Raw genomic sequence first — 16,413 nt, 5'->3', positions numbered from 1 at the left:
AAGTGCCAATAGTGCAGCTTATTCGGCTCCAACAACCGGTGCAGGAACTACCTATTATAGAGTGGTCATTACCGATAGCGCATCAGGATGTAACAGTGTTACTTCAAATGAAGCAGAAGTGATAGTCAATGCCGATCCAAGTATTACGGCCCAACCAACAGCAACTCAAACCGTTTGTGAAGGCGGTACTGCTACCGTAAGTGTAACCGCAACAGGCGGCGTAAGTTTATCATATCAATGGCAGAGTAGCACAACTTCAGGTGGAAGCTTTAGTAATATCGCAAGTGCCAATAGTGCTAGTTATTCGGCTCCAACAACCAGTGCAGGAACTACCTATTATAGAGTGGTCATTACCGATAGCGCTTCAGGATGTAACAGTGTTACTTCAAATGAAGCAGAAGTGATAGTCAATGCAGATCCAAGTATTACAGCCCAACCTACAGCAACTCAAACCGTTTGTGAAGGCGGTACTGCTACCGTAAGTGTAACCGCAACAGGTGGCGTAAGTTTATCATATCAATGGCAGAGTAGCACAACTTCAGGTGGAAGCTTTAGTAATATCGCAAGTGCTAATAGTGCCAGTTATTCAGCTCCAACAACCAGTGCAGGAACTACCTATTATAGAGTGGTCATTACCGATAGCGCTTCAGGATGTAACAGTGTTACTTCAAATGAAGCAGAAGTGATTGTCAATGCAGATCCAAGTATTACAGCCCAACCTACGGCAACTCAAACTGTCTGTGAAGGCGGAACAGCTACCGTAAGTGTAACCGCAACAGGTGGCGTAAGTTTATCATATCAATGGCAGAGTAGCACAACTTCAGGTGGAAGCTTTAGTAATATCGCAAGTGCCAATAGTGCAGCTTATTCAGCTCCAACAACCAGTGCAGGAACTACCTATTATAGAGTGGTTATTACCGATAGCGCATCAGGATGTAACAGTGTTACTTCAAATGAAGCAGAAGTGATAGTCAATGCAGATCCAAGTATTACGGCTCAACCTACGGCAACTCAAACCGTTTGTGAAGGCGGTACTGCTACCGTAAGTGTAACCGCAACAGGTGGCGTAAGTTTATCATATCAATGGCAGAGTAGCACAACTTCAGGTGGAAGCTTTAGTAATATCGCAAGTGCCAATAGTGCCAGTTATTCAGCTCCAACAACCAGTGCAGGAACTACCTATTATAGAGTGGTCATTACCGATAGCGCTTCAGGATGTAACAGTGTAACCTCTGGAGAAGTAGAAGTGATAGTCAATGCAGATCCAAGTATTACAGCCCAACCTACAGCAACTCAAACTGTCTGTGAAGGCGGAACAGCTACCGTAAGTGTAACCGCAACAGGGGGCGTAAGTTTATCATATCAATGGCAGAGTAGCACAACTTCAGGTGGAAGCTTTAGTAATATCGCAAGTGCCAATAGTGCTAGTTATTCAGCTCCAACAACCAGTGCAGGAACTACCTATTATAGAGTGGTCATTACCGATAGCGCTTCAGGATGTAACAGTGTAACCTCTGGAGAAGCAGAAGTGATAGTCAATGCAGATCCAAGTATTACAGCTCAACCAACAGCAACTCAAACCGTTTGTGAAGGCGGTACTGCTACCGTAAGTGTAACCGCAACAGGCGGCGTAAGTTTATCATATCAATGGCAGAGTAGCACAACTTCAGGTGGAAGCTTTAGTAATATCGCAAGTGCCAATAGTGCTAGTTATTCAGCTCCAACAACCAGATTGCAGGAACTACCTATTATAGAGTGGTCATTACCGATAGCGCATCAGGATGTAACAGTGTTACTTCAAATGAAGCAGAAGTGATTGTCAATGCAGATCCAAGTATTACGGCCCAACCTACGGCAACTCAAACCGTTTGTGAAGGCGGTACTGCTACCGTAAGTGTAACCGCAACAGGTGGCGTAAGTTTATCATATCAATGGCAGAGTAGCACAACTTCAGGTGGAAGCTTTAGTAATATCGCAAGTGCCAATAGTGCCGCTTATTCAGCTCCAACAACCATGCAGGAACTACCTATTATAGAGTGGTCATTACCGATAGCGCTTCAGGATGTAACAGTGTAACCTCTGGAGAAGCAGAAGTGATAGTCAATGCAGATCCAAGTATTACAGCCCAACCTACAGCAACTCAAACTGTCTGTGAAGGCGGAACAGCTACCGTAAGTGTAACCGCAACAGGTGGCGTAAGTTTATCATATCAATGGCAGAGTAGCACAACTTCAGGTGGAAGCTTTAGTAATATCGCAAGTGCCAATAGTGCCGTTATTCAGCTCCAACAACCGAATGCAGGAACTACCTATTATAGAGTGGTCATTACCGATAGCGCTTCAGGATGTAACAGTGTTACTTCAAATGAAGCAGAAGTGATAGTCAATGCAGATCCAAGTATTACGGCTCAACCTACGGCAACTCAAACCGTTTGTGAAGGCGGTACTGCTACCGTAAGTGTAACCGCAACAGGCGGCGTAAGTTTATCATATCAATGGCAGAGTAGCACAACTTCAGGTGGAAGCTTTAGTAATATCGCAAGTGCCAATAGTGCTAGTTATTCGGCTCCAACAACCAGTGCAGGAACTACCTATTATAGAGTGGTCATTACCGATAGCGCTTCAGGATGTAACAGTGTTACTTCAAATGAAGCAGAAGTGATAGTCAATGCTGATCCAAGTATTACAGCTCAACCTACGGCAACTCAAACCGTTTGTGAAGGCGGTACTGCTACCGTAAGTGTAACCGCAACAGGCGGCGTAAGTTTATCATATCAATGGCAGAGTAGCACAACTTCAGGTGGAAGCTTTAGTAATATCGCAAGTGCCAATAGTGCCGCTTATTCAGCTCCAACAACCGATTGCAGGAACTACCTATTATAGAGTGGTCATTACCGATAGCGCATCAGGATGTAACAGTGTAACCTCTGGAGAAGCAGAAGTGATAGTCAATGCAGATCCAAGTATTACGGCCCAACCTACGGCAACTCAAACCGTTTGTGAAGGCGGTACTGCTACCGTAAGTGTAACCGCAACAGGTGGCGTAAGTTTATCATATCAATGGCAGAGTAGCACAACTTCAGGTGGAAGCTTTAGTAATATCGCAAGTGCCAATAGTGCTAGTTATTCAGCTCCAACAACCAGTGCAGGAACTACCTATTATAGAGTGGTCATTACCGATAGCGCTTCAGGATGTAACAGTGTAACCTCTGGAGAAGCAGAAGTGATAGTCAATGCAGATCCAAGTATTACAGCTCAACCAACAGCAACTCAAACCGTTTGTGAAGGCGGTACAGCTATCGTAAGTGTAACCGCAACAGGTGGCGTAAGTTTATCATATCAATGGCAGAGTAGCACAACTTCAGGTGGAAGCTTTAGTAATATCGCAAGTGCCAATAGTGCTAGTTATTCAGCTCCAACAACCAGTGCAGGAACTACCTATTATAGAGTGGTCATTACCGATAGCGCTTCAGGATGTAACAGTGTAACCTCTGGAGAAGCAGAAGTGATAGTCAATGCAGATCCAAGTATTACAGCTCAACCAACAGCAACTCAAACCGTTTGTGAAGGCGGTACAGCTACCGTAAGTGTAACCGCAACAGGTGGCGTAAGTTTATCATATCAATGGCAGAGTAGCACAACTTCAGGTGGAAGCTTTAGTAATATCGCAAGTGCCAATAGTGCTAGTTATTCAGCTCCAACAACCAGTGCAGGAACTACCTATTATAGAGTGGTTATTACCGATAGCGCTTCAGGATGTAACAGTGTAACCTCTGGAGAAGCAGAAGTGATAGTCAATGCAGATCCAAGTATTACAGCTCAACCAACAGCAACTCAAACCGTTTGTGAAGGCGGAACAGCTACCGTAAGTGTAACCGCAACAGGCGGCGTAAGTTTATCATATCAATGGCAGAGTAGCACAACTTCAGGTGGAAGCTTTAGTAATATCGCAAGTGCCAATGGTGCCAGTTATTCAGCTCCAACAACCAGTGCAGGAACTACCTATTATAGAGTGGTCATTACCGATAGCGCATCAGGATGTAACAGTGTTACTTCAAATGAAGCAGAAGTGATAGTCAATGCCGATCCAAGTATTACGGCTCAACCTACGGCAACTCAAACCGTTTGTGAAGGCGGTACTGCTACCGTAAGTGTAACCGCAACAGGTGGCGTAAGTTTATCATATCAATGGCAGAGTAGCACAACTTCAGGTGGAAGCTTTAGTAATATCGCAAGTGCCAATAGTGCCAGGTTATTCAGCTCCAACAACCGATTGCAGGAACTACCTATTATAGAGTGGTCATTACCGATAGCGCTTCAGGATGTAACAGTGTAACCTCTGGAGAAGCAGAAGTGATAGTCAATGCAGATCCAAGTATTACAGCCCAACCTACAGCAACTCAAACCGTTTGTGAAGGCGGAACAGCTACCGTAAGTGTAACCGCAACAGGCGGCGTAAGTTTATCATATCAATGGCAGAGTAGCACAACTTCAGGTGGAAGCTTTAGTAATATCGCAAGTGCCAATGGTGCAGTTATTCAGCTCCAACAACCAGAGTGCAGGAACTACCTATTATAGAGTGGTCATTACCGATAGCGCATCAGGATGTAACAGTGTTACTTCAAATGAAGCAGAAGTGATAGTCAATGCCGATCCAAGTATTACGGCTCAACCTACGGCAACTCAAACCGTTTGTGAAGGCGGTACTGCTACCGTAAGTGTAACCGCAACAGGTGGCGTAAGTTTATCATATCAATGGCAGAGTAGCACAACTTCAGGTGGAAGCTTTAGTAATATCGCAAGTGCCAATAGTGCCAGTTATTCAGCTCCAACAACCAGTGCAGGAACTACCTATTATAGAGTGGTCATTACCGATAGCGCTTCAGGATGTAACAGTGTAACCTCTGGAGAAGCAGAAGTGATAGTCAATGCAGATCCAAGTATTACAGCCCAACCTACAGCAACTCAAACTGTCTGTGAAGGCGGAACAGCTACCGTAAGTGTAACCGCAACAGGGGGCGTAAGTTTATCATATCAATGGCAGAGTAGCACAACTTCAGGTGGAAGCTTTAGTAATATCGCAAGTGCCAATAGTGCCAGTTATTCGGCTCCAACAACCAGTGCAGGAACTACCTATTATAGAGTGGTCATTACCGATAGCGCTTCAGGGTGTAACAGTGTAACCTCTGGTGAAGCAGAAGTGATAGTAAGCGCTTTACCAAGTGCACCTATCATAAATACCATTGTGCAACCTACTTGTGATGTAACAAATGGAACTATAAACTTAAATGGATTACCAACAGGAAATTGGACTTTATTTCAGACAGGAACAAGTTCAGCAACCTATAATGGGAGCACAACAGCATTTAGTATTAATACATTATCAACAGGATCATATAATTTTACTGTTAGGGATAGTAATAATTGTACAGCATCTTCTGTATTGACAGTTGTTTTAGGAAAGATTATTTGTGGAAACGATGACGATTATAGTGGAACGGCTATTACAGCAGGTGATAGTACCACAGATATCACCGATAATGATACCTTAGATGGAGTTTCAGTAGTAATAGGAACCAATCCAGGTGAGGTAACAGTAAATCCAAACCCAACGGGAGTTACCAATCCAAGTGAGTTGAGTTTAGATCCAAGTACAGGAGTTATAACAGTAGCTGCAGGTACCCCATCAGGAACGTATACCTATACATATGAGATTTGTGAGAATGGAGCAAGTCCAACGAATTGTGATACGGCTACAGTTACAATCTTGGTAGCGAATGATATTGTTGCCAACGATGATGATTATAGTGGAACCGCTATTACAGCAGGAGATAGTACCACAGATATCACCGATAATGATACCTTAGATGGAGTACCAATAGTTATAGGAACCAATCCAGGCGAGGTTACGGTGAATCCAAACCCAACGGGAGTTACCAATCCAAGTGAATTGAGTTTAGATCCAAGTACAGGAGTTATAACAGTAGCTGCAGGTACCCCATCAGGAACGTATACTTATACATATGAGATTTGTGAGAATGGAGCAAGTCCAACGAATTGTGATACGGCTACAGTTACAATCTTGGTAGCGAATGATATTGTTGCCAACGATGATGATTATAGTGGAACCGCTATTACAGCAGGAGATAGTACCACAGATATCACCGATAATGATACCTTAGATGGAGTACCAATAGTTATAGGAACTAATCCAGGTGAGGTAACCGTGAATCCAAACCCAACGGGAGTTACCAATCCAAGTGAGTTGAGTTTAGATCCAAGTACAGGAGTTATAACAGTAGCTGCAGGTACCCCATCAGGAACGTATACTTATACATATGAGATTTGTGAGAATGGAGCAAGTCCAACGAATTGTGATACGGCTACAGTTACAATCTTGGTAGCGAATGATATTGTTGCCAACGATGATGATTATAGTGGAACTGCTATTACAGCAGGAGATAGTACCACAGATATCACCGATAATGATACCTTAGATGGAGTACCAATAGTTATAGGAACTAATCCAGGTGAGGTAACCGTGAATCCAAACCCAACGGGAGTTACCAATCCAAGTGAGTTGAGTTTAGATCCAAGTACAGGAGTTATAACAGTAGCTGCAGGTACCCCATCAGGAACGTATACTTATACATATGAGATTTGTGAGAATGGAGCAAGTCCAACGAATTGTGATACGGCTACAGTTACAATCTTGGTAGCGAATGATATTGTTGCCAACGATGATGATTATAGTGGAACCGCTATTACAGCAGGAGATAGTACCACAGATATCACCGATAATGATACCTTAGATGGAGTACCAATAGTTATAGGAACTAATCCAGGTGAGGTAACCGTGAATCCAAACCCAACGGGAGTTACCAATCCAAGTGAGTTGAGTTTAGATCCAAGTACAGGAGTTATAACAGTAGCTGCAGGTACCCCATCAGGAACGTATACTTATACATATGAGATTTGTGAGAATGGAGCAAGTCCAACGAATTGTGATACGGCTACAGTTACAATCTTGGTAGCGAATGATATTGTTGCCAACGATGATGATTATAGTGGAACCGCTATTACAGCAGGAGATAGTACCACAGATATCACCGATAATGATACCTTAGATGGAGTACCAATAGTTATAGGAACTAATCCAGGTGAGGTAACCGTGAATCCAAACCCAACGGGAGTTACCAATCCAAGTGAGTTGAGTTTAGATCCAAGTACAGGAGTTATAACAGTAGCTGCAGGTACCCCATCAGGAACGTATACTTATACATATGAGATTTGTGAGAATGGAGCAAGTCCAACGAATTGTGATACGGCTACAGTTACAATCTTGGTAGCGAATGATATTGTTGCCAACGATGATGATTATAGTGGAACCGCTATTACAGCAGGAGATAGTACCACAGATATCACCGATAATGATACCTTAGATGGAGTACCAATAGTTATAGGAACTAATCCAGGTGAGGTAACCGTGAATCCAAACCCAACGGGAGTTACCAATCCAAGTGAGTTGAGTTTAGATCCAAGTACAGGAGTTATAACAGTAGCTGCAGGTACCCCATCAGGAACTTATACCTATACATATGAGATTTGTGAGAATGGAGCAAGTCCAACGAATTGTGATACGGCTACAGTAACAATATTAGTAGCGAATGATATTGTTGCCAACGATGATGATTATAGTGGAACCGCTATTACAGCAGGAGATAGTACCACAGATATCACCGATAATGATACCTTAGATGGAGTACCAATAGTTATAGGAACTAATCCAGGTGAGGTAACCGTGAATCCAAACCCAACGGGAGTTACCAATCCAAGTGAGTTGAGTTTAGATCCAAGTACAGGAGTTATAACAGTAGCTGCAGGTACCCCATCAGGAACGTATACTTATACATATGAGATTTGTGAGAATGGAGCAAGTCCAACGAATTGTGATACGGCTACAGTTACAATCTTGGTAGCGAATGATATTGTTGCCAACGATGATGATTATAGTGGAACCGCTATTACAGCAGGAGATAGTACCACAGATATCACCGATAATGATACCTTAGATGGAGTACCAATAGTTATAGGAACTAATCCAGGTGAGGTAACCGTGAATCCAAACCCAACGGGAGTTACCAATCCAAGTGAGTTGAGTTTAGATCCAAGTACAGGAGTTATAACGGTAGCTGCAGGTACCCCATCAGGAACGTATACTTATACATATGAGATTTGTGAGAATGGAGCAAGTCCAACGAATTGTGATACGGCTACAGTTACAATCTTGGTAGCGAATGATATTGTTGCCAACGATGATGATTATAGTGGAACCGCTATTACAGCAGGAGATAGTACCACAGATATCACCGATAATGATACCTTAGATGGAGTACCAATAGTTATAGGAACTAATCCAGGTGAGGTAACAGTGAATCCAAACCCAACGGGAGTTACCAATCCAAGTGAGTTGAGTTTAGATCCAAGTACAGGAGTTATAACAGTAGCTGCAGGTACCCCATCAGGAACGTATACCTATACATATGAGATTTGTGAGAATGGAGCAAGTCCAACGAATTGTGATACGGCTGTAGTTACAATCTTGGTAGCGAATGATATTGTTGCCAACGATGATGATTATAGTGGAACCGCTATTACAGCAGGAGATAGTACCACAGATATCACCGATAATGATACCTTAGATGGAGTTTCAGTAGTAATAGGAACTAATCCAGGTGAGGTAACAGTGAATCCAAACCCAACGGGAGTTACCAATCCAAGTGAATTGAGTTTAGATCCAAGTACAGGAGTTATAACAGTAGCTGCAGGTACCCCATCAGGAACGTATACCTATACATATGAGATTTGTGAGAATGGAGCAAGTCCAACGAATTGTGATACGGCTGTAGTTACAATCTTGGTAGCGAATGATATTGTTGCCAACGATGATGATTATAGTGGAACTGCTATTACAGCAGGAGATAGTACCACAGATATCACCGATAATGATACCTTAGATGGAGTACCAATAGTTATAGGAACTAATCCAGGTGAGGTAACCGTGAATCCAAACCCAACGGGAGTTACCAATCCAAGTGAATTGAGTTTAGATCCAAGTACAGGAGTTATAACGGTAGCTGCAGGTACCCCATCAGGAACGTATACTTATACATATGAGATTTGTGAGAATGGAGCAAGTCCAACGAATTGTGATACGGCTGTAGTTACAATCTTGGTAGCGAATGATATTGTTGCCAACGATGATGATTATAGTGGAACGGCTATTACAGCAGGAGATAGTACCACAGATATCACCGATAATGATACCTTAGATGGAGTTTCAGTAGTAATAGGAACCAATCCAGGCGAGGTTACGGTGAATCCAAACCCAACGGGAGTTACCAATCCAAGTGAGTTGAGTTTAGATCCAAGTACAGGAGTTATAACGGTAGCTGCAGGTACCCCATCAGGAACGTATACTTATACATATGAGATTTGTGAGAATGGAGCAAGTCCAACGAATTGTGATACGGCTACAGTTACTATTGTTGTATTAGCAGATACTGATGAAGATGGAGTCCCTGATATAGATGATTTAGATGATGACAATGATGGGATTTTAGATGTTGACGAAGGTGACGGAAGTGTCGATACAGATGGAGATGGTATTCCAGATAGTCTCGATCCAGATAGTGATAATGATGGTGTATTAGATGTGATCGAAGGAAATGATGATAACGGAGATGGTATTCCAGATGTTCTGCCTTCTGGTGAAGATTCTGATGGAGATGGAATAGATGATGTTTATGATCCGGATAGTGGAGGAGATCCAGTTGATATTCCTGATTCTGATGGAGATGGTACACCAGATTTTCAAGATACAGATGATGATAATGATGGAATAGATACTATTGATGAAGGTCCTGGTGATGGAGATCCAACGACAGATGATGCTTTAGATACTAACGAAAATGGTATTCCTGATTATTTAGATACTGATACCAACCCATGTGGTACTCCTTATAATATCTTAACTCCAGATGGAGATGGAGACAATGATATATTCTATATTTCTTGTATCGATGATCCTCAATATCAAAACAATACTGTTGAAATATTCAATAGATGGGGGAATACGGTATATAAAGCATCTGGATATAATAATGAAGATGTTGCCTTTAGAGGTATTTCCAATGGAAGGGCGAATATCAATGTTGATGATAAGTTGCCTTCTGGTACTTACTATTATGTAATTGATTTAGGTGATGGTTCGAAACCGAAAGTAGGATGGCTATACATTAACAGATAAAAAAATAATATGAAATTAAGATATATATACACAGTAATAGCATTCATATTTAGTGGAATAAATATGAACGCTCAGCAAGATCCACAGTATACGCAATACATGTATAACACCATGAGTGTAAATCCAGCTTATGCTGGGTCAAATGGTCATACCGTAATTAATTTGTTAGGAAGAACACAATGGGTTGGAGTAGATGGAGCTCCAGATACACAAACCTTAAGTTATGACACTCCAATTGGTTACACTGGAGTCGGACTTGGAGTAAATCTTACGAATGATAGAATTGGTCCAGCCCGAGAAATCTTTTTAGATATTAATGCATCCTATAGAGTTAGAACAAGTGAAGAAGGAAACTTATCTTTTGGGCTAAAACTTGGAGGAAGACATTTAAATGTAGATTGGAGTAGAGGACTTATCCAAGATAGAGATGATAAGAGTTTAAGGGGAAATATTAATAGGTTTTTACCAACCATTGGAGCTGGAATTTATTACTATACTGATAATTGGTATATAGGAGGAGCAGTTCCTAATATAATAAGAACGGAGCATTATGACGATGCACAGAGTGGAGGAGATGTAGCAGAAGAGCGAATGCACTTTTTCTTTATTGGAGGTTATGTGTTTGATTTGAATCAGAGTATAAAGTTTAAACCTGCTATTTTAACCAAGGTTGTAAATGGTGCACCTTTGTCTCTAGATGTATCGGCTAATTTTCTTTTTAATGAAAAGTTTACTGCTGGAGCTGCATGGAGATGGGATGATTCAATAAGTGCATTATTAGGATTACAAGCTACAGAGAACTTACATATTGGATTGGCTTATGACTTAACAACTTCAAATTATAGTAATTACAATTCTGGGACTTATGAATTAATGATAAAATGGGAGATATTTAGAGAGCTTGCAACAAAGTCTCCAAGGTTCTTTTAAAAAAAATACAATGATAAGATTTATACCACTACAAATATTAATATGTGTATTATTTACAGCAACTACGTTTGGACAACGTAAATATGCTGCAGATAGATATTTTAATGAATTTGCTTATAAAAAATCGGCAGAGTTATATAAAGTGATTTATGATAAGGGAGACGATTCTTATTTAGTTTTAAGTAGACTAGGAGATTCACATTATTTTAATTTTGAATTTGATTTGGCTGAGAAATACTATAAAAACCTTATGAGTTCTTACATGTCTGTGGCTTCTCCGAAACATGTTTTCAGATATGCTCAGGTTTTGAAATCAAATGGAAAAATAAAAGAGTCAGATAAATGGCTACTTAAATTGAAAGACTTAGGAGAAGATAGTAGAGCAGAAGCCTTAGAGAATAATATGGATTATTTTGTTGAGTATTCGAACAAGCCAAAAACTTACATCAATATTCATAATATAGCTTCAAATACTAAATATTCAGATTTTGGAGGTTTTTTATATGATAATAATTTGTATTTCGCTTCAGCGAAACCAAAATCAGATAAGGATAAAAAGTTATATCGATGGAACAGACAGCCTTTTATAAATATTTATAAAACTGAAAAGAAGGAGATAAAAGAAGATAAGGTATTGGATGTAGAGGATGCCAATTTAATAGAAGAATTGAGTTCGAAATATCATGAATCAAATTTGGTGATAACCAAAGATGGAAATACGGCCTATTTTACGAGAGATAATTTTGATGGAAAAAGACTAAGAGGAGATAAAGATAGAGTGTCACATCTTAAAATTTATAAAGTTCAAAAAATAGGAGATTATTGGGGAGATATTGTAGAATTACCATTTAATAGTGAAGATTATTCTTGTGGACATCCGGCATTAAGTCCTGATGAAAAAACACTATATTTTGTTTCAGATATGGGGAATGGTTTGGGAGCAACCGATATATACAAAGTTTCCATTTTAGAAAATAACTCTTTTGGAGAACCTATAAACTTAGGAAAAAATGTAAATACTGAAGGAAGAGAAATGTTTCCATTTATAAAAAATGATGGTACTTTGTTTTTTGCATCAGATGGACACTTAGGTCTAGGAGGATTAGATATTTTTGAATCAAAGTTTGAGAATCAAAAATATACTGCTCCTATCAATGTAGGAACACCTGTTAACGGACCTTTTGATGATTTTGCCTTTGTTATTAATAATGATGATACTCATGGTTTTTTCTCATCCAATAGAAAAGGAGGAGTGGGAGATGATGATATTTATAGTTTCACGATTTATAATTGTAAAGAAGATATTACAGGAATTGTTTCAGACTCAAGAACTGGGGCTCCTATCTCTGAAGTTTTGGTTCAATTAATGAATGAAAAAGGTGAACCAATAGAAGAACAACAAACTGATACATCAGGAGCATATGTATTCAAAAAAATAGACTGTGAGAAAAACTTTGTTGTAGTGGTTTCAAAAGAAAATTATAGGAACAAGACAAAAGACACGCAAACTTTAGATGTAAATAAACAAACGATTGTAGAGAATATTCAATTGGAATCGTTAATTGTAGAAAATCAAATTGTTATAAATCCAATATATTTTGATTTTGATTTATACAATATAAGAGAGGATGCAGAGTATGAATTAGAGCATATTGTGTCTGTTCTCAATAATAATCCAGACTTAGTTATTAAAATAGAATCTCATACAGATAGTAGAGGTACGAAAGAATACAATAGAAATTTATCTAGTAATAGAGCCAAATCTACAAGAGATTATATTATTTCAAGAGGAATCCTTCCTGAAAGAATAGAAAGTGCTATAGGTTATGGTGAAGATAAATTATTGAATGATTGCAATGATACTAACCAAAGTAAATGTACTGAGGAAGAACATCAAAAAAATCGACGTTCCTATTTTTATATAGTAAAGGGAGGTGCAAGCATTCAGGTAAACAATTAAAATTGGGGAATTTTAACCAAAGACTACCTCGATGAAGTCAAATTCTAGAGGTAGTCTTTTCTTATTTTTGATTTGTAAATATTATCTTCTATCTATAAAATCCTGATAAGCATCTTGGCTCAGTGATCTTCCTAGAGAATCTAACTTTGTTATATTACCTTCTTTAACAACAGGTTTTTTTCCTACAAAATCATATACATAAGTACCTTCAGGCGTTAAGGTTCCAAACCCTTTATTAAACACGTAATGTACATATTGATCTTTAGAATCATTAAAAATATTTTTACCCCATTTAAATTGTTCATATTCTCCACCAAGAAGTTGTAAAAGAGTATAAGCAAAATCTGTTTGACCAGATAAAGTACTAACTTTTTTACCTGTTTCCTTTAAAGCTCCTCCAAGCCATACCATTGGTATTTTGAATTTCTTAGGAGAATGAAAATAACCTTCGTGTTTAGGTAATCTATTTCCATGATCAGACATAATGACAATTAAAGTATTATCCCACCAAGATTGTTTTTTTGCAAATTCAATAAAACTACCTATTGCTTTATCAGTATATGCCTGAGCGCTTCTATATAAGTTGTCATCACCATTTTTACCAAATTTATATTCATCTGGAAACTCAAAAGGTTCGTGACTTGTTAAGGTTAATGCTGTTACAAAGAATGGTTCTTTTTGTGGTTTACTCAAGTCAGAAGCTAATCTTTCTAAGAAAATATGGTCATGAGCCCCCCATTTTGAATTCCAATCTGCTCTATCAAATTCACTTCCATCTACAATATAATCCATGTTACTCATTCGGATGTAAGTATTCATGTTTCCAAAGTTGGTATCTCCTCCATAATAATAAGAAGTACTATATCCTAATTTTTTCATTTCAATCGGAAGCTTAGGTAAACTTCTTGTTTTGTTAGGCATTTTTATGATACTGTATTTTGGTTGTGGATAATAACCACTCAGAATGGCAATAATACCTTTATCTGTTCTATCTCCATTTCCATAAAAATTGGTAAAAAGAATACCTTCTTCTGACAGTTTATTAAGATTTTCTGTAACATTTGGTTCTCCTCCGACAACCTCTACAACTTTAGCAGATAAACTTTCCCAAACTAATAAAATTACATTAGGTTTGTTCGTCTTTAAAATCGTATCAGTAGGTTGTTGTAACAATGATTTTCTTCTATTGGCAATAATTTCTTGAGCAATTTCCTTGTCAAATTTTTTATACGGATTTCTTTTACCAATTCCTCTAGCAACATCATTACCAAAATTCCAAGCAAAATTAACAGCAGCATGATTGGCAAACATGTTTTTAGAAAAGTAAACATTACTTTGATTTACAGGAATCTCTTGAAAACCTCCTCTTAATGGAACAATCAAAAAAGCCGTTGTAAGCAATAATACTAATGCATGTATATATGCACCAGTGTCAAGGTTTTTTGTTATTCGGTTGATAATTTTATTACTTAAGTAAATAAAAAATGCAGATAGTAAAAGCCAAATTAAAATTCCGAAGAAAAGTAAACTAGCTGATACAGAGGCTAACATTACTTTTGGCGTATTTATGTAATTTAATAAAGTACTGTCTAGTCTTACTCCCCAAGATGCATATAGTACTGTATCTATTAATAGTAACAAGGTAATAATAGGAACAATTATAAAGGTGTAAGATTTAAGTAACTTTTTGATGATTTTTTTTGAAATAAAAACACTCAAAAGAATGAGTAAAAAAGGTAGAGCACTTAGATACGAAGTAAAGGATATGTCTAATCGAATACCATATAAGAATGTTTTTAAGATACTTAAAAAGTCTAATTGACTAGTCTTTTCATAATAAAACACTAAAAAGATAAAGCGTCCGATAAAAAAGTAAGCTACCCATGAAAAGAAATAGATAAGACAGGAATAAAGGCGAGTTTTAAGAAGATTCATTTATATAGTAAATAGTTATTTTATTCGGTTACTTTTAATCTAGCTTGCGCTGTTACAGAAACATCAGAGTAAGAGTTGTTTAAATATTTTAAATATCCAGTAATAGCAATCATTGCAGCATTATCAGTAGTGTATTCAAATTTAGGAATATAAGTGGTCCAACCCCAATGTTGTTGAGCTACCTGTAGTCGTTTTCTGATTTCAGAATTGGCAGAAACTCCTCCGGCAATAGCAATATGTTTTATTCCGGTCGACTTTACAACGTTCCTTAATTTATCCATTAAAATTTCAACAATCGTATGTTGAATAGAGGCGCAAATATCGTGTAGGTTGTCTTTAATAAAGTTAGGGTCTTCTTTAAGGTTTTTTTGAATAAAGTATAAAATTCCTGTTTTTAAGCCACTAAAACTGAAGTCTAAATCTCCTACTTTAGGTTTTGAAAATTTATAAGCTTTAGGGTTTCCTTCTCGGGCATATTTATCTATCAAAGGACCGCCTGGATAAGGAAGTCCTAAAATTTTAGCAGATTTATCAAAGGCTTCTCCAACAGCATCATCAATCGTTTCTCCTAAAATTTCCATTTCAAAGTGATTGGTAACTTTTACTATTTGCGTATGTCCACCACTTATGGTTAAACAAACAAAAGGAAAAGGAGGGATTTTTGCATTTTCTTCTTTAATAAAATGTGCCAGAATATGAGCTTGCATATGATTCACATCGATTAAAGGAATATCTAACCCAAGTGCTAAAGATTTTGCAAAAGAAGTACCAACTAATAAAGATCCCATCAACCCTGGGCCTTTCGTAAATGCAATTGCACTAAGTTGATTTTTCATAATGCCTGCTTGTTCTATCGCTTGTTGAACTACAGGTACAATGTTTTGTTGATGTGCTCTTGAAGCTAGCTCAGGAACAACACCTCCATATTTAGAATGTACTTCTTGATTGGCGATTACATTGCTTAAAACTTTTCCACCACAAATAACAGAAGCACTTGTATCATCACAAGAAGACTCTATTCCTAATATATAAACTTGTTTTGTACTCAAAATGTCCTAAAAATAAGTTAAAGGGACAAAAATATTGAATATTAGTTAAAATTGAACGTTCTTTGTATTTATTGGCAATATTTTTGATTTAACACAATAAATCTTGTTGAACTTCTAAAGCATTTCAATCATAAAAAAAATTGGTAAAATACTATTTCGAATACTAAAGTATACACTACTTTTTTTATTACTGTTGTGCATATTACTATCAATTCCTGCAGTTCAAACCCA

At 38.2% G+C, this 16,413-nt stretch carries 10 protein-coding genes; 8 read left to right on the top strand and 2 right to left on the bottom strand.

Going from position 1 to position 16,413, the window contains the following annotated elements; translation table 11 throughout:
* Nucleotides 1-61: 61 nt before the first annotated feature.
* Genes ABNT22_RS13945 through ABNT22_RS13910 form a run of 8 tightly spaced genes read left to right on the top strand, consistent with a single transcriptional unit; the run spans nt 62 to nt 13,198 of the window.
* Entirely contained in the window at nt 62-1,816 is a 1,755-nt protein-coding gene (locus ABNT22_RS13945; RefSeq protein WP_348727132.1) for a hypothetical protein, read from the top strand.
* Complete coding sequence (locus tag ABNT22_RS13940) at nt 1,756-2,076, top strand: hypothetical protein (RefSeq protein ID WP_348727130.1); 321 nt, start codon at nt 1,756-1,758, stop codon at nt 2,074-2,076. The genes ABNT22_RS13945 and ABNT22_RS13940 overlap by 61 nt, the downstream gene beginning before the upstream one ends.
* The gene (locus ABNT22_RS13935) at nt 2,037-2,882 is read left to right on the top strand and encodes a hypothetical protein (protein WP_348727129.1); all 846 of its coding nucleotides are present in this window, start codon (nt 2,037-2,039) and stop codon (nt 2,880-2,882) included. Before ABNT22_RS13940 ends, ABNT22_RS13935 begins: the two co-directional genes overlap by 40 nt.
* Nucleotides 2,800-4,335, top strand: coding sequence for a hypothetical protein (locus tag ABNT22_RS13930; protein ID WP_348727128.1), 1,536 nt, complete (start codon nt 2,800-2,802; stop codon nt 4,333-4,335). The genes ABNT22_RS13935 and ABNT22_RS13930 overlap by 83 nt, the downstream gene beginning before the upstream one ends.
* Nucleotides 4,296-4,577, top strand: coding sequence for a hypothetical protein (locus ABNT22_RS13925; protein ID WP_348727126.1), 282 nt, complete (start codon nt 4,296-4,298; stop codon nt 4,575-4,577). Before ABNT22_RS13930 ends, ABNT22_RS13925 begins: the two co-directional genes overlap by 40 nt.
* Nucleotides 4,525-10,308: a gliding motility-associated C-terminal domain-containing protein gene (locus tag ABNT22_RS13920; protein WP_348727124.1), complete on the top strand. Its 5,784-nt coding sequence runs from the start codon at nt 4,525-4,527 to the stop codon at nt 10,306-10,308. Before ABNT22_RS13925 ends, ABNT22_RS13920 begins: the two co-directional genes overlap by 53 nt.
* A gap of 9 nt (nt 10,309-10,317) precedes the next feature.
* The gene (locus ABNT22_RS13915) at nt 10,318-11,238 is read left to right on the top strand and encodes a type IX secretion system membrane protein PorP/SprF (protein WP_348718809.1); all 921 of its coding nucleotides are present in this window, start codon (nt 10,318-10,320) and stop codon (nt 11,236-11,238) included.
* A gap of 10 nt (nt 11,239-11,248) precedes the next feature.
* Nucleotides 11,249-13,198: an OmpA family protein gene (locus tag ABNT22_RS13910; RefSeq protein ID WP_348718808.1), complete on the top strand. Its 1,950-nt coding sequence runs from the start codon at nt 11,249-11,251 to the stop codon at nt 13,196-13,198.
* A gap of 81 nt (nt 13,199-13,279) precedes the next feature.
* On the opposite strand, the gene ABNT22_RS13905 is transcribed toward ABNT22_RS13910, so the two are convergent.
* On the bottom strand, nt 13,280-15,133 hold the full coding sequence (locus ABNT22_RS13905) for an LTA synthase family protein (RefSeq protein ID WP_348718807.1): 1,854 nt from the start codon (nt 15,131-15,133) through the stop codon (nt 13,280-13,282).
* Between the two features lie 20 nt (nt 15,134-15,153).
* Nucleotides 15,154-16,182, bottom strand: a complete 1,029-nt coding sequence (gene tsaD, locus ABNT22_RS13900; RefSeq protein ID WP_348718806.1) for a tRNA (adenosine(37)-N6)-threonylcarbamoyltransferase complex transferase subunit TsaD — start codon at nt 16,180-16,182, stop codon at nt 15,154-15,156.
* Nucleotides 16,183-16,413: the final 231 nt, after the last annotated feature.

Source organism: Tenacibaculum sp. 190130A14a (assembly GCF_964048965.1).
Lineage (GTDB): Bacteria > Bacteroidota > Bacteroidia > Flavobacteriales > Flavobacteriaceae > Polaribacter > Polaribacter polynesiense.
This window is presented reverse-complemented; position numbering and strand designations above follow the sequence as displayed.